This window comes from Citrobacter sp. KTE151 (assembly GCF_000398845.1).
Taxonomy (GTDB): domain Bacteria; phylum Pseudomonadota; class Gammaproteobacteria; order Enterobacterales; family Enterobacteriaceae; genus Citrobacter; species Citrobacter braakii.
The window spans coordinates 1,247,234-1,268,297 of the sequence record NZ_KB976064.1; the positions used below are offsets into that span (position 1 = coordinate 1,247,234).

General features: G+C 54.5%; 19 protein-coding genes. 15 read left to right on the forward strand and 4 right to left on the reverse strand.

The window, feature by feature from the left end:
• Positions 1–77: 77 nt before the first annotated feature.
• Together WC7_RS08830 and WC7_RS08825 are read right to left on the reverse strand one after the other, a co-directional pair.
• Entirely contained in the window at positions 78–1,058 is a 981-nt protein-coding gene (locus WC7_RS08830; protein WP_016154012.1) for a nickel/cobalt transporter, read from the reverse strand.
• On the reverse strand, positions 1,049–1,687 hold the full coding sequence (locus WC7_RS08825) for a DUF1007 family protein (RefSeq protein WP_016154013.1): 639 nt from the start codon (positions 1,685–1,687) through the stop codon (positions 1,049–1,051). The genes WC7_RS08830 and WC7_RS08825 overlap by 10 nt, the downstream gene beginning before the upstream one ends.
• Before the next feature lie 420 nt (positions 1,688–2,107).
• Here WC7_RS08825 and WC7_RS08820 point away from each other — a divergent pair, with 420 nt between their 5' ends.
• The 7 genes from WC7_RS08820 to csiE all read left to right on the forward strand — a co-directional run bounded on the left by WC7_RS08820 (position 2,108) and on the right by csiE (position 10,416).
• Positions 2,108–3,091 (forward strand): autoinducer 2 ABC transporter substrate-binding protein, encoded by a 984-nt coding sequence (locus tag WC7_RS08820; RefSeq protein WP_003037665.1) that lies wholly within the window; start codon positions 2,108–2,110, stop codon positions 3,089–3,091.
• A 103-nt stretch (positions 3,092–3,194) separates the two neighbouring features.
• Positions 3,195–4,703, forward strand: a complete 1,509-nt coding sequence (locus WC7_RS08815; protein ID WP_016154014.1) for a sugar ABC transporter ATP-binding protein — start codon at positions 3,195–3,197, stop codon at positions 4,701–4,703.
• On the forward strand, positions 4,696–5,685 hold the full coding sequence (locus tag WC7_RS08810) for an ABC transporter permease (protein WP_008785467.1): 990 nt from the start codon (positions 4,696–4,698) through the stop codon (positions 5,683–5,685). The genes WC7_RS08815 and WC7_RS08810 overlap by 8 nt, the downstream gene beginning before the upstream one ends.
• 1 nt (position 5,686) lies before the next feature.
• Positions 5,687–6,640 carry an ABC transporter permease gene (locus tag WC7_RS08805; protein WP_003037658.1) on the forward strand — a complete coding sequence of 318 codons (954 nt, stop codon included), beginning with the start codon at positions 5,687–5,689 and terminating at the stop codon, positions 6,638–6,640.
• A gap of 17 nt (positions 6,641–6,657) precedes the next feature.
• On the forward strand, positions 6,658–8,295 hold the full coding sequence (locus WC7_RS08800) for an FGGY-family carbohydrate kinase (protein ID WP_003847100.1): 1,638 nt from the start codon (positions 6,658–6,660) through the stop codon (positions 8,293–8,295).
• Positions 8,292–8,891: a KpsF/GutQ family sugar-phosphate isomerase gene (locus WC7_RS08795; RefSeq protein ID WP_016154015.1), complete on the forward strand. Its 600-nt coding sequence runs from the start codon at positions 8,292–8,294 to the stop codon at positions 8,889–8,891. Before WC7_RS08800 ends, WC7_RS08795 begins: the two co-directional genes overlap by 4 nt.
• 247 nt (positions 8,892–9,138) lie before the next feature.
• Positions 9,139–10,416 (forward strand): stationary phase inducible protein CsiE, encoded by a 1,278-nt coding sequence (csiE, locus tag WC7_RS08790; protein WP_016154016.1) that lies wholly within the window; start codon positions 9,139–9,141, stop codon positions 10,414–10,416.
• Here csiE and WC7_RS08785 read toward each other — a convergent pair.
• A complete protein-coding gene (locus tag WC7_RS08785) occupies positions 10,411–11,559 on the reverse strand; it encodes a 3-phenylpropionate MFS transporter (protein WP_016154017.1) in 1,149 nt (382 codons plus the stop codon). The genes csiE and WC7_RS08785 overlap by 6 nt on opposite strands.
• Positions 11,560–12,073: 514 nt before the next feature.
• On the opposite strand from WC7_RS08785, the gene WC7_RS08780 reads away from it, so the two are divergent.
• The 4 genes from WC7_RS08780 (at position 12,074) to WC7_RS08765 (ending at position 17,036) form a co-directional block, all read left to right on the forward strand.
• Positions 12,074–12,646 carry a fimbrial protein gene (locus tag WC7_RS08780; protein WP_016154018.1) on the forward strand — a complete coding sequence of 191 codons (573 nt, stop codon included), beginning with the start codon at positions 12,074–12,076 and terminating at the stop codon, positions 12,644–12,646.
• A gap of 76 nt (positions 12,647–12,722) precedes the next feature.
• Positions 12,723–13,415, forward strand: a complete 693-nt coding sequence (locus tag WC7_RS08775) for a fimbrial biogenesis chaperone (protein WP_016154019.1) — start codon at positions 12,723–12,725, stop codon at positions 13,413–13,415.
• A gap of 52 nt (positions 13,416–13,467) precedes the next feature.
• Positions 13,468–15,963: a fimbria/pilus outer membrane usher protein gene (locus WC7_RS08770; protein ID WP_016154020.1), complete on the forward strand. Its 2,496-nt coding sequence runs from the start codon at positions 13,468–13,470 to the stop codon at positions 15,961–15,963.
• On the forward strand, positions 15,954–17,036 hold the full coding sequence (locus WC7_RS08765) for a fimbrial protein (RefSeq protein WP_016154021.1): 1,083 nt from the start codon (positions 15,954–15,956) through the stop codon (positions 17,034–17,036). Before WC7_RS08770 ends, WC7_RS08765 begins: the two co-directional genes overlap by 10 nt.
• 4 nt (positions 17,037–17,040) lie before the next feature.
• On the opposite strand, the gene hcaR is transcribed toward WC7_RS08765, so the two are convergent.
• A complete protein-coding gene (gene hcaR / locus WC7_RS08760) occupies positions 17,041–17,922 on the reverse strand; it encodes a DNA-binding transcriptional regulator HcaR (protein ID WP_016154022.1) in 882 nt (293 codons plus the stop codon).
• Positions 17,923–18,057: 135 nt separating this feature from the next.
• Here hcaR and hcaE point away from each other — a divergent pair, with 135 nt between their 5' ends.
• From hcaE to hcaB, 4 genes are read left to right on the forward strand one after another with little or no spacing between them, the layout of a single operon-like run.
• Positions 18,058–19,419, forward strand: a complete 1,362-nt coding sequence (gene hcaE, locus WC7_RS08755) for a 3-phenylpropionate/cinnamic acid dioxygenase subunit alpha (RefSeq protein WP_016154023.1) — start codon at positions 18,058–18,060, stop codon at positions 19,417–19,419.
• Positions 19,416–19,934 carry a 3-phenylpropionate/cinnamic acid dioxygenase subunit beta gene (gene hcaF, locus WC7_RS08750; protein WP_016154024.1) on the forward strand — a complete coding sequence of 173 codons (519 nt, stop codon included), beginning with the start codon at positions 19,416–19,418 and terminating at the stop codon, positions 19,932–19,934. Before hcaE ends, hcaF begins: the two co-directional genes overlap by 4 nt.
• A complete protein-coding gene (gene hcaC, locus WC7_RS08745; protein ID WP_016154025.1) occupies positions 19,934–20,254 on the forward strand; it encodes a 3-phenylpropionate/cinnamic acid dioxygenase ferredoxin subunit in 321 nt (106 codons plus the stop codon). Before hcaF ends, hcaC begins: the two co-directional genes overlap by 1 nt.
• Entirely contained in the window at positions 20,251–21,063 is an 813-nt protein-coding gene (gene hcaB, locus WC7_RS08740; protein WP_016154026.1) for a 3-phenylpropionate-dihydrodiol/cinnamic acid-dihydrodiol dehydrogenase, read from the forward strand. The genes hcaC and hcaB overlap by 4 nt, the downstream gene beginning before the upstream one ends.
• The last annotated feature ends 1 nt before the right edge of the window (position 21,064 follow it).

The following is a 21,064-nucleotide window of genomic DNA, read 5'->3' on the forward strand; positions in this document are numbered from 1 at the left end:
CAGCCCGGTGGTGTCATGCTTACCGGGCTTACGTGTTGATACAGGCCGGATAAGGCGAAGCCGCCATCCGGCTTTGATTAAAACGGTCTAATCCCTCGCCCCACCGGCACCGCGCTCACCCACATCACTACCGCAGCAGCAATCAGCACCGCACCACCGGCTAATGCCAGCGTCGTCCAGCCAATCTGTCGCCACAGCACCGGCGCTTTATGTCCGCTAAGTCTCACCGCCAGCGAGCGGAAACTGTGTACCAGCAAAGCCAGTGACGTAATGGTCAAAGAGGTTCCTGCCGCCATCGCCAGCGCCGACGCCATGCCCCAGCTAAAAACGCCAACCACTTTGCTAAACAGTAAAACCATAATTGCCCCGGAGCATGGCCGCATTCCCATAGACAAAACGATCATCAGCCGGGCGCGCCAGTCATCACCGCTTTGCAGCTGTTCAAGATCAGGCAAATGCTGATGCCCACAGCCACATCCCTCGTGATGCACATGGTGCGGCGTGAAGGCGATAAATTTCGGGCGACGCAGCAACTGGCGCAATTTCTTCAGCGCACGGACGCACAATAAAACGCCCAACACGCCAACCAGCGCATAACTCCCTTTCTCCAGCCAGAAACTACTCATATGTAGCTGTCGTGCAGGCAACTGCAAAATGGTGAGCACCACAACCACCAGCCCGATGGCGACCAGTCCCTGTAATAAAGATGAGGCCAGCGTCAGGCCAATACTCGACCTCAGCTTCGAGGGATGCGTTGCCAGCCAGGTGGTAATGACGACTTTTCCATGTCCTGGTCCCAACGCATGCAGCACACCATAAAGAAAACTAAACAGCAGCAGCGATCCCCCGGCCTGGGCCGGATTGGCGGCAACGGCTTTCAGCAAACCGCTCATCTGCTGGTTAACGTCGCGCTGCCAGACGACACTCTTCATCATCACCTGCGGCCAGGCCTGCCATAGCCACAGTATGCCGACTGCAGCCAACAGTAAAAACACCGCCAGCGGCCATAGTGTCAGCCAGCGGCGTCTGGCGGCGCGTTGTTGATAAACTACGGACATTGCAGCGTCACCGTCTGTGCAAACTGTTTACCCAATTCCATATCCTCCGGCGGTGCGTCTTCTTTATCCAGCGACTGCGCAAAGCTCAGCATTTGTTCATTCGGCGTCGGCGTATGTACTGAAATACGGCATTGCTGACTTATGGCCTGCGCCAGCCAGGCATCGCTGTCTTTGTCATAGCTCATATCAACGTAGTAGGTGGGGTCGAAGGTTGAAATAGTATATTTTTGACCGCTCAGCGGCTGAGCTTCTGCCAGCGGCAACACGAACGTCAGCACTGCCTGATGTTCTTCACGCTCCATGCCATATTCCGTCGGCCTGTTTTTGAACTTTACCTTTTTCCCGTCGTGCCACACTTCGGTGAAATAGTGCTGCCCGAGGACGTTGGCCATCACTTCTGCCGCCAGTTTTTTCCAGATCTCATCACCAGGCTTGGCATTTCCCGCATCGTAAAGCAGATCTGCCGAGGTGATTTCATCCATCGTCCAGCGCATTTTTAGCGCGACGAACTGGTAATTCTCGCTCACTATCTCGGTTTTCAAATGGATAAAGCTGTGGGGATGCGCACCTGCGCCAAAGGACAGGATCGCGAGAAACAACGTCATAATGATACGTTTAACGCCTTGCATGAGTTCTCCACGAGAAAAATCTACACCGCCACAAATAATGATGCCGTGTTTGGCGAAAGTGTGCTGAGGATACCATTGAACGAAAAAATGTTGAGCCTCCTTTTCCGGTATCGATTCAGTTCTCAATTTCAACAATTTCTTCTTCAGCAACATCCTCCCAAATACCTTTTCGTCGCCACAACTTAAGCAAAATGATAACAATTTGTTAATTTATGGTTTCATTTTAATGTTTTGTTAACACTGAATTTAAATTCCTGAGTGTATTTTCGTGCAAATTTAACCAATATTTAACCGTTTATTTTCCATAAAATTACAATAATGGGCATAGATCACATTCACCAAACTTGTGATTCATTCCCTCTTCCATTCGTTGTTAACTTCACGCCGTGACATGTCCTGCCCCCTACGAAAGGTACAACTATGAAATTCAAACTCGCATTACTCAGTGCAACCCTGGTTTCTGCATGCATGTTGTCCGGCACGTCCTTTGCGGCGGAAAAATATGAAATTGCTGTGGTTGCCAAAGTCACCGGGATTCCGTGGTTTAACCGGATGGAAACCGGTGTTAATGAAGCAGCAAAAAAACTGGATGTGAATGCTTACCAGACCGGGCCTTCCACGCCGGATCCGGCACAGCAGGTCAAAGTGATTGAGGATCTGATCGCCAAAAACGTCAACGCCATCATCGTGGTACCGAATGACGCCAAGGTCCTTGAGCCAGTACTGAAAAAAGCGCGCGATAAAGGCATTGTCGTTCTGACGCACGAATCCCCGGATGAGCAAATTGGCCAATGGGATATCGAAACCATCGATAGTGAAAAATACGCACAGGCCAACGTCGATGAGTTAGCAAAAAACATGGGCGGCAAAGGGGGTTACGCCATCTATGTCGGTTCACTGACGGTGCCGCTGCATAACGCGTGGGCGGATTATGCAATTAAGTACCAGAAAGAAAAATATCCGGAAATGTTTGAGGTCACTTCACGTCTGCCGGTTGCGGAAAGCATCGATAAATCCTACGCCACGACGCTGGACCTCATGAAAACTTATCCGCAGATGAAAGGCATTATCGGTTTCGGCTCGCTGGGTCCAATCGGTGCGGGTCAGGCTGTGCAGAAAAAACGCGCCAAAGATAAAATCGCCGTTGTCGGGATCGCAATGCCAGCACAGGCTGCACCTTACCTGATGCGCGGTGATATCAAAAAAGCGCTGCTGTGGGATCCAAAAGACGCGGGCTACGCGCTGGTAACGGTTGCCGATCAGCTGTTGCAGGGCAAAGAAGTTAACGCCGACCTGAGTATCGATGGTTTAGGGAAAGCCGATATCGACACGGAGAAGAAAGTGATCCGCTTTAACAAGATCCTCGAAGTCACCAAAGACAACGCACAATCACTTGGTTTCTAAGGCTTTAGCCAACACCAGGGAACCTTAACGCCGGCCGTCTGGCCGGCGCTATCAACCAAACTAACACTCAGCGTCCATCCGGGCGCTCGCAGGGGTATTGTCCATGGCAGACACCACCGCATTTATCACTCTTGAGAATATCAGCAAACAATTCCCGGGCGTGCTGGCGCTGGATAACGTGAATCTGACGCTGAGAAAAGGCGAAGTTCACTGTCTGGCGGGTCAAAACGGCTGTGGTAAAAGTACCATTATTAAAGTGATCTCCGGAGTTTATCATCCGGAAAAAGGCGCGCAGATTTTACTCGATGGCAAATTGTTCCATCACCTGACGCCGCAGCTCTCTTCCCATTATGGCATTCAGGTTATTTATCAGGACCTGTCGTTGTTCCCTAACTTTAGCGTCGCGGAGAATATCGCGGTCAACCGCTATCTGCCCGGTGGCGATATCTGGGTACGTCGTGGCGCCATGAAGCAGCAGGCGCTGGCAGCCATGAAGCGCATCGGTGTGAACATCGATCCCGATAAAAAGGTTGAAAAACTCTCGATTGCCGACCGACAACTGGTCGCCATTTGCCGGGCGATTGCCGCCGACGCACGTCTGGTGATTATGGACGAGCCCACCGCCTCGCTAACCCGTCAGGAGGTTAATGGTCTGCTACGGGTCGTTAACGAACTAAAAGCTGCCGGAATTTGTGTAGTGTTTGTCAGCCACCGTCTGGATGAAGTGATGGAAGTGGCTGACCGCATCAGCGTGATGCGCGACGGCAAACTGGTGGGCACTTATCCTGCCAGCGAACTCGACAGCCACGAGCTGGCTTTCCTGATGACCGGACAACGCTTCCACTATAGCCCGCTGCCGGAAAGACCCGCTATTGAGCAAGAGCCCCTGCTGGAGCTGCGCAACCTCAGCCGCAGAGGCAAATACCAAAACATTAATCTGTCGCTGCACGGCGGCGAGATTGTCTCCATTGTGGGCCTGCTGGGCGCCGGACGCACCGAACTTTGTCTGAGCCTGTTTGGCATGACGCACCCAGAAAGCGGTGAGATTCGCATTAACGGCCAGCCGGTCACTCTTCGCAATAACCATGATGCCATCAAACATGGGATCGGCTACGTCTCAGAAGATCGCCTGACGCAGGGGCTGATCATGGAGCAGTCGATCTACGACAACACCATCGTCACGGTGTTTGATCAACTGCATACTGGCAGCGGCCTGCTCGATCACCGTAAAGCGCAAAAGCTGGTCGCCGATTTGATCCGCGAGCTGAATATCAAAGTGTCCGATCCACACCTGCCGGTTAAAACCCTTTCCGGCGGTAATGCCCAGCGTATCGCCATTGCCAAATGGGTGGCGACTAATCCCCGCATCCTGATCCTCGACTCCCCTACCGTAGGCGTAGATATCGCCAACAAAGAGGGTATTTACCAGATAGCCCGCGATCTGGCGGAACAGGGTATGGCGGTGCTGATGATTTGCGATGAAATCCCGGAAGCGTATTACAACAGCCACCGCGTGCTGGTGATGCGTCGCGGCAGGCTGGTCGCGGAATTTAATCCTCATCAGTGCCGTGAAGAGGAGATTGCTGAAGTGGTCGAGGTAATCAATGAATAAGATGCATCTCTCCCGTTTAATCGGGCAACATGAGTTTTGGCTGGGCCTGCTGGTTGTTGCCCTTGCCGTTGGGCTGAGCATCAGCACCGATGAGTTCTTGTCTTTGGGGAACCTGACGGATGTGGCTACCAGCTATGCGATTCTCGGCATCCTTGCCTGCGGGCTGTTTGTGGTACTGATTTCCGGCGGGATCGACATCTCATTTCCGGCGATGACCGCGATAGCCCAGTATGCGATGGCAAGTTGGGTTATCGGCCACGGCGGCAACTTCGCGCTGGCGTTAATCATCGCGATTGCGGTGGGCCTGTTGCTTGGACTTATTAATGGCTTCCTGGTCTACTGGCTGCGCGTTCCGGCCATCATCATTACCATCGCCACGTTGAACGTTTACTACGGTCTGCTGGTGTACGCCACCAAAGGCACCTGGCTGTACGGCTTTCCGGACTGGTTTATGAACGGCATCAATTGGTTCTCGTTCACCGCGGCGGATGGCTACGACTACGGCTTGACACTGCCCCTGCTGTGCCTGGCGGCTGTGATCATCTTTACCGCCGTGCTGATGAACTATACCCGTCTTGGCCGTCAGGTTTACGCCATGGGCGGTAATCGTGATGCGGCTTCGCGCCTGGGGCTGAATCTGCTGAAGCTGCATTTCTACGTGTATGGCTACATGGGTATTCTGGCAGGCGTTGCCGCCGTGGTTCAGGCGCAAATCACCCAGTCAGTTGCGCCCAATTCGCTGCTCGGTTTTGAGTTGACGGTGCTGGCGGCGGTCGTGCTCGGCGGAACCAGCATGAGCGGCGGACGCGGCACATTAACCGGAACCCTGCTCGGCGTGGTCCTGCTGGCCTTCTTACAAAATGGCCTGACGCTGCTCAGCGTCTCCTCTTACTGGCACACCGTGTTCAGCGGCGCCATTATCCTGGTCAGCATTAGCGCCACGGCCTGGAACGAAAAACGCAAACTGGCAAGGGAGCTTTGAGATGAAAACAATCGCCAGATTTTTACCCGGTGATGCCATCATTCGTCTGCAATGCGTCATTATTGTGGTCGTCGCCCTGGTCTTCTCGGCCCTGCTCGGCAGCCGTTTTTTCAGCGTCGCTAACTTCCAGTCGATTGGCTCGCAACTGCCGATCCTTGGCATGCTGGCCCTCGGGATGGGTATGACCATGCTGACCGGCGGCATAAACCTGTCGATAATTGCAGGAGCGAATGCCTGCTCGCTGGTAATGGCGGCGATTATCGTCACCCATCCGGATAACCCGCTGTTTCTGGTGCTGGCGCTGCTGGCAGGCGCTGCCGTGGCGGTCGCAATCGGTACGCTCAACGGCGCGCTGATTGCCTGGGTCGGGGTTTCGCCGATTCTCGCCACGCTCGGCACGATGACGCTTATCTCCGGGCTGAATATTCTGCTTTCCAATGGGACAGTGATTTCCGGTTTCCCGACCGCCATTCAATATCTTGGTAACGCCACGATTGCCGGTATTCCGGTAGCGCTGCTGCTCTTTTTCCTGGTGGCAATCCTGCTGTGGGTACTGCTGGAGCACACCACGCTTGGGCGCAGTCTGTATCTCGTGGGTTCCAATGAACAGGCTACCCGCTACAGCGGCGTAAATACCGTCCGGGTACAAATTTCCGTGTACGTGATTTCTGCCCTGCTCGGCTGGGTCGCCGCCATTCTGATGATGGCGAAATTCAACTCGGCAAAAGCCGGATACGGTGAGTCCTACCTGCTGGTCACCATCCTTGCTTCCGTCCTCGGCGGCATCAACCCGGATGGCGGTTTCGGGCGCATTATCGGCCTGGTACTGGCGCTGATTGTGCTGCAAATGCTGGAAAGCGGCCTTAACTTGCTGGGGGTGAGCAGCTATCTGACGATGGCCCTGTGGGGCGCGGTGCTGATCCTCTTTATCGCATTACAGAATCGTAAAGCCTGATTTCAGGAGAAAAAATTATGGCAAGTTACTTTATTGGTGTGGATGTCGGTACCGGAAGCGCCCGCGCTGGCGTGTTTGATCTCAACGGCAGAATGGTCGGCCAGGCCAGTCGGGCTATCGAGATTTACCGCCCGCAGGCCGATTTTGTTGAGCAGTCTTCCGATAACATCTGGCAGGCGGTGTGTAACGCGGTTCGCGATGCGATTAACCAGTCAGATATCAACCCAATCCAGGTGAAAGGTCTGGGCTTTGACGCTACCTGCTCACTGGTGGTGCTGGATAAAGAAGGTAAACCGCTGACCATCAGCCCGTCCGGGCGCAGCGAACAGAACATCATTGTGTGGATGGATCACCGCGCCATTACCCAGGCTGAACGCATTAACGCCCTGCATCATCGGGTGCTGGACTACGTTGGCGGCATTATCTCCCCGGAAATGCAAACGCCAAAGCTGCTGTGGCTGAAGCAGCATATGCCCAATACCTGGGCCAATGCGGGTTACTACTTTGATCTGCCCGATTTCCTGACCTGGCGCGCAACAGGCGATGACACACGCTCATTGTGTTCGACAGTGTGTAAATGGACCTATATGGGCCATGAAGACAAATGGGATGCCAGCTACTTCCGCCAGATTGGTCTGGAAGACCTGCTGGAACATGATGCTGCCAAAATTGGTCGCTACGTGAAAACCATGGGCGAACCGCTCGGTCACGGGCTGTCCGCGCGCGCCGCCAGCGAAATGGGACTGATTCCGGGGACCGCGGTCAGCGTCTCGATAATCGATGCCCACGCCGGCACACTCGGTACGCTCGGCGCAAGCGGAGTTTCCGGCGAGGTGGCGGATTTTGACCGTCGTGTCGCGCTAATTGGTGGCACCTCCACCGGACACATGGCAATTTCCAAAGAGCCGCGTTTTATCGGCGGCGTCTGGGGCCCTTACTACTCAGCCGTACTGCCGGAATACTGGCTTAATGAAGGCGGACAGTCAGCAACCGGGGCGTTAATCGACCACGTTATTCAGTCGCATCCGTGTTACGAAACCCTGCTGACGCAGGCTAAGTCTCAGGGACAAACCATTTATGAAGTGCTGAATGCGCTGCTGCGTAAAATGGCTGGTGAGCCGGAAGATATCGCCTTTTTGACCCGTGACATGCACATCCTGCCCTATTTCCACGGCAACCGCTCGCCGCGCGCTAACCCCACGCTCACGGGAGCAATCACCGGACTGAAGCTGTCCCGCACGCCGGAAGATATGGCGCTCCAGTACCTCGCAACCATCCAGGCCATTGCGCTGGGAACGCGCCATATCATTGAAACGATGAACCAAAGCGGCTACACCATCGATACGATTATGGCCAGCGGCGGCGGGACGAAAAACCCGATCTTCGTTCAGGAGCATGCCAACGCCACCGGTTGCGCCATGCTGCTGCCTGAAGAGAGCGAAGCCATGCTGCTGGGCGGCGCCATGATGGGGACTATCGCCGCAGGCGTGTTCGACACGTTCCCGGAAGCGATGTCGGCAATGAGCCGGATTGGTAAAACGGTCACCCCGCAGACCAATCGCATTAAGCAGTACTACGATCGCAAATATCGGGTATTCCACGAGATGTATCAGGATCATATGAAATACCGCCAACTGATGCAGGAGGACGCATGAGTGACTCCTGGTCTCAGGCCACCGGCGTATTTCAGCTCTATAGCGATGCCCTCGCAGGTCTGGGACAGCATCTGACTGAACCGGTCTGGCAGTCGCTAATGGCGGAGCTGCGCGGTTGCCAGGGGAAAATCGTCGTCACTGGCGTCGGTACATCCGGTATTGCGGCGCGTAAAGTTGCGCACATGCTCGCCTGCGTGGAACGTCCGGCGATTTACCTCAACGCGACGGATGCGGCACATGGCGATCTCGGTTTTTTACGCGCCGACGATCTGGTCATTATGCTATCACGCGGGGGAAATTCGGATGAACTCACCCGACTGCTGCCCGGGCTGGCTGCGAAAAATGTGCCCATCCTGAGCGTGACTGAAAACGCCGACTCAGCCATTGCTAAAGCGTCGAGGCTGGTGATTTCCACCGGCGTCCAGCGTGAGGCCGACCCGTTGAACATGTTGGCCACCACCTCAATTTTACTGGTCCTGGCTATCTTTGACGCCGCCTGCGCCTGTCTGATGAGCGAAAGCGGTTACTCAAAAGAGACGCTATTGTCTGTACATCCCGGCGGTGATGTGGGATTAACGCTGAGCCGCGAACAGTAACACCAGACCGCGCATTTCCACTCGTCTTCTCAACCCGTCACCCTCAGGCGGGTTTTTTTATGTCTCAATAGAAGATAAAACAGTGAAAAAGCCAGTTAACGCGCTGCGTTCCACTCCTGCTATCTGTTCCGCACGTTAAAAATTCTGTGACGCTCTCCAGCATTCCTGGTGGAAAGCATTCCATTCTCCAAATCTATGAGCAAACTTTAGCTATTCTTATCAAACATACTTACGGGAGATTCTACAGATGATGTCAACGCTTGCTCCACCATCTGTACTTTCCGCTCCCCAGCGCCGTTGCCAGGTGCTGCTGACGCTTTTCCTGCCAGGGCAAATCGCTACAGCTCAAACCTTCAGTCGCCTCAATGGCGTTGATGATGCCACTGTTGAGGAAGATATTATTGGCGCAGGACTCGAAATCCAGCGCTATCACCGACTCGCGATTACCACCGCGCTGAATGGCGGCTATACGCTCGAAGGGACCCCGCTAAATCAGCGCCTGTGTCTGTTGCAGTGGCTGCGCCGCGGTCTGCGGATCTGCCCGACTTTCATCGCCCAGCATTTCACACCCGCATTAAAAATGGCGCTGAAACAACAAGGTATCGCGCGTACGCTGTATGACGACACCAATCTGCATGCGCTCATTAATCTGTGCTCCCGGCGCTTGCAGAAGCCGTTTGAGTACCGTGACATCCAGTTCCTGCGCCTGTATTTACAGTATTGTCTGCTACAGCATCACGCGGGAATCACCCCGGAATTTAATCCGCTCCAGCAACGCTGGGCGCAATCCTGCGCAGAGTATCCGCTCGCGGAGGAAATTGGCCGCCACTGGCAGCGCCACGTCATGCAGAGTGCGCCGCCGGGCGAATCGCTGTTTATGGCGTTGCTGTTCTCAATGCTCCGTATCCCCGACCCAGTGCGCGATAACCACCAGCAGGATCGTCGCCTGCGCCTTGCTATTGCACGGCTGGTGCTGCGTTTTCGCGAGTATGGCAATGTGCGCTTCAGCGATGAGCAAGGACTGAACGATCAGCTGTATATTCACCTTGCCCAGGCGCTTAACCGCAGCGTGTTTGCCATTGGCATAGATAACACGCTGCCGGAGGAGTTCAGCCGACTTTATCCCCGTCTGGTTCGTACTACCCGCGAGGCGATACATGGCTTCGAAGCGGAGTACGATGTGCAGTTTTCAGAAGAAGAGATTGGGCTGGTCGCCGTTATTTTCGGTGCCTGGCTGATGCAGGAGAAGGATTTGCACGAGAAGCAGATTATCCTGCTGACCGGCAACAATGAACAACTTGAAGCGCATATTGAGCAACAGCTGCGCGAACTGACGCTGCTGCCGCTCAACGTAAAACATATGCCGATGCAGGACTTTCAAAAACAGGGTTCGCCGCGCGGAGTCACGCTGATTATTACGCCGTATACCACGCCGCTGCCGCTGTTTTCTCCGCCGTTGATTCATGCGGATCTGGCACTTACGCCGCATCAGCAGCAGCAGATCCGCAAAATCCTCGAATCATAACGTTGCAGGCTGCGCCACCACCTTCGGGCGCAGAAAGATTGCCGGTAGCGCCACCAGCGCCATCACCCAGAATACGCCGTTGCCCAGATTCTGGTACAGGTAGCCTGCGAATACGGTCATGATGGCGATGCTGCCGCCCATCGCCACCGCAGAATACACCGCCTGCAAACGTATCACTTCGCTGCCCTGGCGCGTCGCGATATAGCGCATTGCCGCCAGGTGGCAGACGGTAAAGGTTCCGCAATGGAGGATTTGCACCACAATCAGCCACGGTAGCTCAGTGCTCCAGCCCATCAACCCCCAACGTGCCACGCCGCAAACGGCGGAAAGCAGCAGCAAATCGCGCGCGCTAAAGCGGCGGAACAGCTTGTGACTGAGCGCGAAAATAATCACTTCCGCCACCACGCCTAATGACCATAAATAGCCCACCGCCGAAGCGGAATATCCGGCAGACTGCCAGTAGATGGCGCTGAACCCGTAATAAGCGGCATGCGCACCTTGCAACAGACTCACGCAGGCCAGAAAACGCCAGCTTTGGGTTATCAACACGCGCCAGGCGGGCCATCCCGCGCTCTCCTGCTGACGGTTTTCCCCCGCTGGCTGCACGCTCGGGCGGATCATCATCCCCAATAGCATCGACGCGACGCCAAGCGACAGCAGGACCAGGATCACCCGATAGTCAAACAGGCTTACCAGCTTACCGGTCAGCGCGGAGCCAATCACAAAGGCAACGGATCCCCACAGCCTTACCCGACCGTAGTCCATGGTTATCTGTTTTTGCCAGGTGTTGGCCAGCGCGTCGGTCAACGGCACCAGCGGCGAGAAAAACAGGTTAAAGCCGACCATCACCACCATCAGCCACGCCACGTTGGTGCCTGCCCAGAAGGCCAGCGCAAACACCAGCGTCAACAGGGCCAGAATACGTAAAGCGGAGATCAGACGAGAGGGATCGCTTACGCGCGGCGCAATCAGCAAACTGCCGAGAAAACGTGCAATCAGCCCCGCGCCCAGCAGTAAACCGATGGTTTCCGGCGTCAGCCCCAGCCCTTCGAGCCAGACGCTCCAGAAAGGCAGAAAAATACCGTAGCTAAAGAAGTAGGTGAAATAACCGAGCGCCAGCCAGCGCGTGGAATGCAAAGCCATGGGTCCTCCCGTTTTAGAAGCCCTAGTCTAATGACACAAGCCGCATTCTGAAGAGTACTACTGTTCACATTTACGAGATAATTGTGACAAACATCACTTTTAACCAACACTGTTGGCTATCCGAATCCACAATCATTTACACCTGTACAATTTTACAGCAGAAGATGTAATGGGATGAGTAAACAGGAATGCAAGGAAGGGAAGGGAAAGATTTTGCTAAAAACACGCAACTAAATATCAAGAGGCTTAATATCATCACGAGTATAACATTTAGAAAAAAACATTCGTTACTTTAATATTTCACGCCTCAATAATTTAATATCATTTAATACAACGACAGTTAATTTACTTATTTTAAATAAATATAATCTTAAAACATCACGCCTTAACTTGCTTATATACGAATATCTAATACCATCGCCCCGCAATTAATTTTAACCTGCGCAATTAATTTTAACCTGTATGTTTTCATAAATTTAATTGTCAATGGCTTTATCGGATAAGAGGGAATTTAATGAACAAAATTACAAAATCTATAGCAGTTAGCCTGATAGCGCTTTCTGCGGGAAGCGCATGGGCGACGGATGGCACCATTGAATTTACGGGTGAAATTCTAACCAGCACCTGCGAGTTTTCTAATGGCGACGTCATCAACGTGGAACTGGGTCACTACGCCGCTGCTCAGTTTAAAAGCCCAGGCGACCGTTCCCCGGCGATTCCGGTTGATATTCCGTTAAAAAATTGCCCAACCACCCCGTGGGAACACGTTGATGGTACAACGGACAACTCGTTCAAGGTGTGGCTGGAAACGCGTGCAGGCGGCACCGTGGCCAATTACGACGATCTGGTCGCCGTTAGCAGTCTGGATACCGCCGCAACCGGCGTGGGTATCCGTATCGACAGATCCAGCGACGGCCAGCAAATGTCGCTGAATAAGCTCACCACGCCGAAAGTTAGTTTTACCCCGGATGCCGATGGCACCACTACCGTAGGGCTGCAAGCCTATTACGTATCCACCGTTGAAGCATCACAGATCACCCCAGGGGAAGCCAACGCCAGCGTGGATGTCACCATAGACTACCGCTAATTCCCGTACGCCGTCTCTTTTCTTCCAGCAAGGACGAAAAGAGACGTTTTCTGACGTCTGGTTAAGGATGACTGTGATGAAAAAACACACTATTCTCGTATTATCGATGCTGCTTGGTGGCTGGGTCAGCCAGTGCCTCGCGGGTGGAATTGTGCTAGAGAGAACTCGCGTCATCTACGATGCCGGGAAAAAAGAGGCCGCCCTGCCAGTGGCTAACCGCAGCGAGAACCTGCCCTATTTATTACAGTCGTGGGTCGATAATGCGCAAGGAACGGCACGTGGTCCTTTTATTATTACGCCACCGCTATTTCGTCTGGATTCGGGCAGCGATTCATCACTACGAATAATTAAATCATCTGAAAACATCATTAATAACAAAGAATCACTTTTCTTTATTAACGTCCGTGCGATCCCGGCAAAAAGCCAGTCTGCCGACAGCGATAATAATATGCTGACCCTGGTATTTAAAACGCGCATCAAACTGTTCTATCGGCCAGCCAATTTAACGGGTAAACCTTACGATGCCTATAAATCTCTCGAATATAAATATAGCAATAATAAGTTAGACATCTATAACCCATCGGCTTATCACGTCGTCTTTGCCGGTATTGCGCTCGGTAAAACCGATCTCACCAGTAAAATCGACTATATCGCTCCCGGCGAGCATAAACAGATCGAGGTTCCCGCTTCTGCAGGGAAAACGGTGCAGTGGGCAGCCATTAACGACTACGGCGGGGCCACCAAAACGGAAACCCGTACGCTGCAATAGCCCTACCCCACGTTGACCACACGATGATAGCTCTAAAGGAATGACAAGCGAAATGGTGCAATTAACACCGCATTTATTAACCACGAAACGGCTCTCTGTCTGGATACATTGCGCGATTGTCAGCGGATGCCTGGGCGCATGCCAGGCCTGGGCCAGCGATCTCTATTTTGACCCGGCGCTGCTGGAAACGGAGAAAAGTGGCCAGCGGATAGTGGACCTCAACGTATTTTCTCAGAATAACGCCCAGCTCCCTGGTGAATATATCGTTGATATTTATATTAATAAAAAGAAAACGGCACAACGTACGCTGCCGTTCATCGCCAGTAAAGACCACCAGCTGATTCCTCAGTTCACCCTTGGGCAGCTACGTGAGCTGGGCTTTAAGATCGACAACTATCCGCAGCTTGCGGAGCAGGACAACCGAACGATAATTGCCGATCTGGCGCAGGTCATCCCCGGCAGCGTCTCTCAGTTCGACTTCAACCACAGCCGACTGAATCTCAGCGTGCCGCAGATTGCATTGTACCGCGACGCCCGCGGGTATATTGACCCCTCCCGCTGGGACGACGGTATGCCGGTGCTGTTTACCAACTACGCCTTTAGCGGCTCGCAGAACCAATACGACAGCGATAACACCCAGCGCCAGTATCTGAATATGCAAAACGGCGCCAATATCGGCCCCTGGCGGCTGCGCAATTATTCCACCTGGACGCACAACGATAACGACACACGCTGGGAGAGCATCAATAGCTGGTTGCAGCGGGATATCAAGAGTCTGAAATCGCAGTTGGTGATGGGCGAGAGCGCAACGGAAGGCACGGTATTCACCAGCTATCAGTTTACCGGCGTGCGGCTGTACTCCGATGAAACCATGCTGCCCAACAGTCAGCGCGGCTTTGCGCCGACCATTCGCGGTATCGCCAACACCAGCGCTATCGTCACGGTACGGCAAAACGGCTACACCCTGTATCAAAGCAATGTCCCGGCCGGCGCTTTTGAAATCAACGACCTGTACCCCTCTTCCTTCAGCGGCGATTTAGACGTCACTATCGAAGAGGCCGACGGTAGCGTGCGGCACTTCGTCCAGCCGTTCTCCGCGCTACCGCAGATGCAGAGGCCGGGATATCTCAAATACAGCGCCACCGCCGGGCGCTTTCGCGCCGCCAGCTCGCAGGACAGCAACGAGCCGGAGTTCCTTGAAAGCACCGCCAGCTATGGCCTGAACAACGTGTTGACCCTGTACGGTGGTCTGAATGCCTCGCAGGACTATCGGGCGCTGGCGCTGGGTCTCGGCTCTACGCTCGGCGAACTTGGGGCGGTATCGATGGATGTCAGCCGTGCGGATACTCAGCTTGATAACGATGAAAACTATCACGGCTACAGCTGGCGTACCCAGTACATCAAAGATCTACCGGAAAGCGGCACCAGCGTGTCACTAAGCTACTATCGCTACACCAGCAGCGGTTATTTCAACTTCTCCGACGCCAACCAGAAGGACATCAGCGCCGACGACCGCCTGCGCAATGAAGCTCAGTTCACCGTCAGCCAGTCGCTGTTTTCTGGTATCAGCTTCTACGCCTCCGGCTCGCAGCAGAAGTACTGGGATCGCGGGGGGCAGGATAAAAACCTGTCCATCGGCCTGAACGGCAATCTATGGGGCGTGAGCTATAACCTCAGCGGCCAGTTCACCGATTCGCAGGACAGCGACAACGATCGCACGCTGTCGCTCAGCCTGAGCGTACCGCTGGATCGCTGGCTGTCGCATGCGCGGGCAACCTGGCGCACCACCGATCAACGCGATCGCGCCACACAGCACGAAGTGGGTATCAACGGCTCGCTGCTGGAAGACCGTCGACTGAGCTATAGCCTCAAACAGCGACAAAGCGAAGGCGGCGGCGGTGATAGCAGCAGCCTGTACGGCAGCTATCGCTCTGCCTATGGCACCATGAATGCGGGCTACGACTACAGCAGCGATAGCCAGCAGATGAGCTACGGCCTCTCCGGCGGGATTGTCGCCCATCCCCACGGCGTGACGCTGTCGCAGCCGCTGGGTAATGCCTTTGCGCTGATTGACGCCAACGGCGCGGCAGGTATCCGGGTGAAAAACTATCCGGGCATCGCCACCGACTATTTTGGCTATGCCATTATCCCCTATCTGACCGCGTATCAGGAAAATGCCATCTCTCTCGATACCACTATGATGCCGGATAATGTCGATGTGACCGAAACCGTGCGTACCGTGGTGCCTAATCGCGGTGCCGCCGTAACGGCGCATTTTATTGCCCAGACCGGCTACCGCGTGCTGTTAAAACTCACCGATGCGCGAGGGAATGCGCTGCCCTTCGGCGCACTAGCCAGCAGCCAGACGCAGCAAAGCATCGTCGATGAAGGCGGCGTGCTGTATATCACCGGCGTGAACAATCAACCGCAGAGGTGGTCCGTGCGCTGGGGCAATCAGCCTGATCAACAGTGCCAGTTTACCTTCAGCATGCAGGAAGATGCCGATCGCAGCGCCGCAATACATAATGGGAACGCACCATGTCAATAAAGAATTCGTGGATGAAAAATGGGATTGCCGCCGCGCTGCTGGCGCTATCTATCGCCCCGGTCTACGCGGCGAACGGGTCCTGCGCCGCAGCAGGTCGCTTTAACGCCGATGTTTCCAGCGACTGGACGCAAGCCCAGAACGTCGCCGGAACCTCGCTGGAGCTGCCGACACCGCTGTCTGGAGGTGCCTATCCAATTGAATGCGGCTGTAGCGCGGGTAGCAAAGTGGCGTTGTTCTATACGGTCACCAGCGCACTACCCAAAATCGGTCAACTCAGCGGCTTTTACCATCTGAATGATAATCTGGATATTAAAACCGAAGTTGACGATATTCCCGACGCCGCAGCCGTCTTACCGACAAACCGTGACCCATTGAGAGAAAGCGGCTCGTATGGGATAAGCAGCGAAAAAGGCAGCGTATGTACCGACGATCCGGTGGGTAATCGCGCCGCGCCGGTGACGATTGGCGCAAGTACCCGTTTTACGCTGTACGTCACCAAACCCTTCTTAGGTGAACTGGTGATTCCAGATACCCTAATCGCCTCCGTACGGGCAGGATGGAGCACGACGACCACCTCTCCGTCAATGAGCAGCCTGGAAGATATCGCCGAACTGCGCATCCAGGGGAGCATTACCGTGCCTCAGGACTGTAAAATCAACCAGGGCGACGTCATTCAGGTCGATCTCGGTTATATCAACACCAGTCGTTTCACTACCCGTAATGAGATGCCGGACGGCTATACACCAGTCAATTTTGACATTCACTACGACTGTGGCGATACATCAAGCATCAACAATAAGATGGAAATGAGGATTGATGGCGATGATGTGCTTGATCAGTACACGTTAGTCGCCCGCCGCCGGGAGGCCGATAATACCCCAGACATCGGCGTGAGAATGGCTCGTATCGACGACACCCACCTCAATATCCCGTTCACAAATGGGTTAATCGGTATCCATCCTTCCGGCCAGGGGCACATCAGCTTGGAGGCATGGCCGATCAATCTCCTCGGTGGAACGCCAGCCCCAGGTAAATTTAGCGGTACAGCCACGATTACCGTTCTCGTGAAATAGCGCTTTACTCTATCCTCTGGCGTTGTGCCAGTTCGATGAATTGCTGCAGGGCGGGCTTTAGCTCGCCCTTCTTCCATGCCATCAACAATGCCAGCGTTGGCGCTTCACCGACGATTGGCCGAAGAATCACCTGCCCAGTATTAAAATTATTCATATAACCGGGTATCAAAGTCACCCCCAGTCCCATGCCGACCAGATTCATGGTCACCAGAATATTGGTCGCTACCTGCACAATATTGGGCTGGCTTTCCTGCTGCTGAAACCAGTTTTTGACAATCATCGCTAGCGCCCCGGAATAAGCGGGATCGGTACTGACAAAATTTACGCCGTGTAACTGTTCTGCGGAGATCGCTGGCTCATTGGCTAACGGATGATTCACCGGTAACACCACGACCAGCGGCTCATGAATCAGCTCCAGATAATCCAGCTCCGGGCTGTACACCGGATGACGCATTAAGCCCACGTCCAGTTCTCCGTTGAGGATCCTTTCTTCCTGTTCGGTGGTTATCAGGCTTACCAGCTCAATGTGCGTATCCGGTTGTTTTAAACGAAATAAGGGCAGCACCTTCGGGAGCAAATTCACCTCAGCGGAAGGGACAAAACCAATAGCGAAATGATTATCTTCCTGCCCCGTTTTACGGGCGCGAACTTTGGCATTTTCCGCCTGCTCAAGGATCGCCAGCGCGTCCTGTAAAAAGCACTCCCCCGCCGCCGTCAGCGCAACTTTTCGCTTATCCCGCACCAGTAACGGAACGCCCACGCAGGTTTCCAGATCGCGGATCTGGCTGCTTAACGACGGCTGAGAGGTATGCAGCTTTTCTGCCGCCCGGGTGAAATTCAGCGCCTGCGCCACCGCCACAAAATAGCGTAAGTGCCTCAGTTCCATGCCCTTCTCCTTGTTATCGAAAAAATGTCTCAACTGGTAGAAATTTACTATTTCACAGATTGATAACTAACCAGCAACATCCTTATGGCACAAAAATAGAAGGTCAATACATCTTATCTTTCAGGATTAAAAAATATGACCACACCCTCAAATTTAGACATCTACCAACTGATCGACACGCAAAACGGTCGTGTAACCCCACGGATTTATACTGACCCAGAAATTTACCAACTGGAGCTGGAGCGCATCTTCGGGCGCTGCTGGCTATTTCTCGCCCACGAAAGCCAAATCCCCAAAGCCGGTGATTTTTTTAACACCTACATGGGCGAGGATGCGGTCGTGGTGGTTCGCCAGAAAGACGGCAGCATCAAAGCGTTTCTCAACCAGTGCCGCCACCGGGCGATGCGCGTCAGCTACGCCGACTGCGGGAACACTCGCGCCTTTACCTGCCCGTATCACGGCTGGTCGTACGGTATCAATGGCGAGCTGATCGACGTTCCGCTGGAGCCTCGCGCTTACCCGCAAGGGCTATGCAAATCGCATTGGGGACTGAACGAAGTTCCTGGCGTAGAGAGCTATAAAGGGCTGATTTTCGGCAACTGGGACACCACCGCGCCCCCGCTACGCGATTATCTCGGCGACATCGCGTGGTATCTCGACGGTGTGCTTGACCGCCGCGAAGGCGGCACAGAAATCGTCGGCGGCGTACAGAAGTGGACCATCGACTGTAACTGGAAATTCCCCGCCGAACAGTTTGCCAGCGATCAGTATCACGCATTGTTCAGTCATGCCTCCGCTGTGCAGGTGTTGGGGGCAAAAGACGACGGTAGCGATAAACGCCTCGGTGACGGACAAACCGCTCGCCCGGTGTGGGAAACCGCCAAAGATGCACTACAGTTCGGCCAGGACGGGCACGGCAGCGGCTTCTTCTTTACCGAAAAGCCGGATGCCAACGTGTGGGTCGACGGCGAAGTCTCCAGCTACTACCGCGACACCTACGCGGAAGCTGAACAGCGTCTGGGTAAGGTTCGTGCCCTGCGTCTGGCCGGTCACAACAACATTTTTCCAACGCTTTCCTGGCTCAATGGTACCGCTACGTTGCGCGTCTGGCATCCGCGCGGTCCTGATCAGGTTGAAGTGTGGGCGTTCTGTATTACCGATAAAGCCGCCTCTGATGAAGTGAAAGCCGCATTTGAAAACAGCGCTACGCGCGCTTTTGGCCCCGCCGGATTCCTTGAGCAGGACGACTCGGAAAACTGGTGTGAAATTCAAAAACTGCTGAAGGGCCATCGGGCGCGTAATAGCAAACTGTGCCTGGAAATGGGGTTAGGTCAGGAGAAACGTCGTGAAGACGGCATTCCGGGGATCACCAACTACATCTTCTCAGAAACCGCCGCCCGCGGCATGTATCAGCGCTGGGCTGATTTACTCAGCAGCGAAAGCTGGCAGGAAGTGCAGGAAAAAACCGCCGCTTACCAGCAGGAGGTGATGAAATGAGTGCTTTAGTTTCCCTGGAACTGCATCACCGCATTACGCAGTTTCTCTACCATGAAGCCAGCCTGCTGGATGACTGGCAGTTTCGCGACTGGCTGGCACAGCTGGATGACGACATTCGCTATACCATGCGCACAACGGTCAATGCCCAGACGCGCGATCGTCGCAAAGGCGTGCAGCCGCCAACCACCTGGATTTTTAACGACAATAAAGATCAGCTTGAACGCCGTATTGCGCGACTGGAAACCGGGATGGCCTGGGCAGAGGAGCCGCCGTCGCGTACCCGGCACCTGATCAGCAACTGCCAGGTCAGTGAAACCGAAGTGCCGGATGTATTCGCCGTGCGTCTTAACTATCTGCTGTATCGCGCGCAAAAAGAGCGCGATGAAACCTTTTACGTCGGCATGCGCATGGACAAAGTGCGCCGTTTACCGGGCGATGAGTGGCGCTTACTGGAGCGTGAGATCGTGCTGGATCAAGCGGTGATCACCTCCCATAACCTGAGTGTATTGTTCTGATGAGTCGTATTTATGCCTGCCCCGTAGGGGATTTGCCGGAGGGTGAAGCGCTCCGGCTCGACACCTCGCCCGTCATCGCGCTGTTCAACGTTGGCGGCGAGTTTTATGCCATTAACGATCGCTGTAGCCACGGTAATGCCTCGATGTCGGAAGGTTATCTGGAAGACGACGCGACGGTGGAATGCCCGCTGCATGCCGCCAGTTTCTGCCTGAAAACCGGTAAGGCGTTGTGTTTACCTGCCACAGATCCGCTGACCACCTACGCGGTGTACGTGGAAGGTAGCGATGTGTTCGTTGATATTCCAGAGGACGCGAGATGAGCGATTTACGCGATAACGTGGTCTTTATCACCGGCGGCGGCTCCGGTCTTGGCCTGGCGCTGGTCGAGCGTTTCATTGAGGAAGGTGCGCGGGTCGCCACGCTGGAACTTTCGCCAGCCAAAATCGCCAGCCTGCGCCAACGTTTTGGCGAACATGTGCTGGCAGTAGAAGGCAACGTCACCTGCTACGCCGACTATCAGCGCGCGGTGGATCAAATTCTGGCGCGCTACGGCACCCTGGACTGTTTGATCGGCAACGCCGGGATATGGGATCACAACGCCTCGCTGGTCAATACGCCAGCGGACGCGCTGGAGAGCGGCTTTCATGAGCTGTTTAACGTCAACGTGTTGGGCTATCTGCTGGGCGCAAAAGCCTGCGCCCCTGCGCTTATCGCCAGCGAAGGCAACATCATCTTTACCCTTTCCAACGCGGCGTGGTATCCCGGCGGCGGCGGTCCGTTGTATACCGCCTCTAAACATGCCGCCACCGGGTTGATTCGCCAGTTAGCCTACGAGCTGGCGCCAAAGGTGCGCGTCAACGGCGTCGGTCCGTGCGGTATGGCGACCGATCTGCGCGGCCCACAGGCGCTGGGCCAGGGCGATACGTCGATTATGCAGTCGCTGACGCCGGAAAAAATCGCCGCCATTTTGCCGTTGCAGTTTTTTCCTGAGCCAGCGGATTTTACCGGCCCGTATGTGATGCTGGCGTCAAAGCGCAACAATCGCACATTGAGTGGCGTGATGATCAATGCCGATGCCGGTTTGGGCATTCGCGGTATTCGTCACGTTGCCGCCGGACTGGATCTCTGAG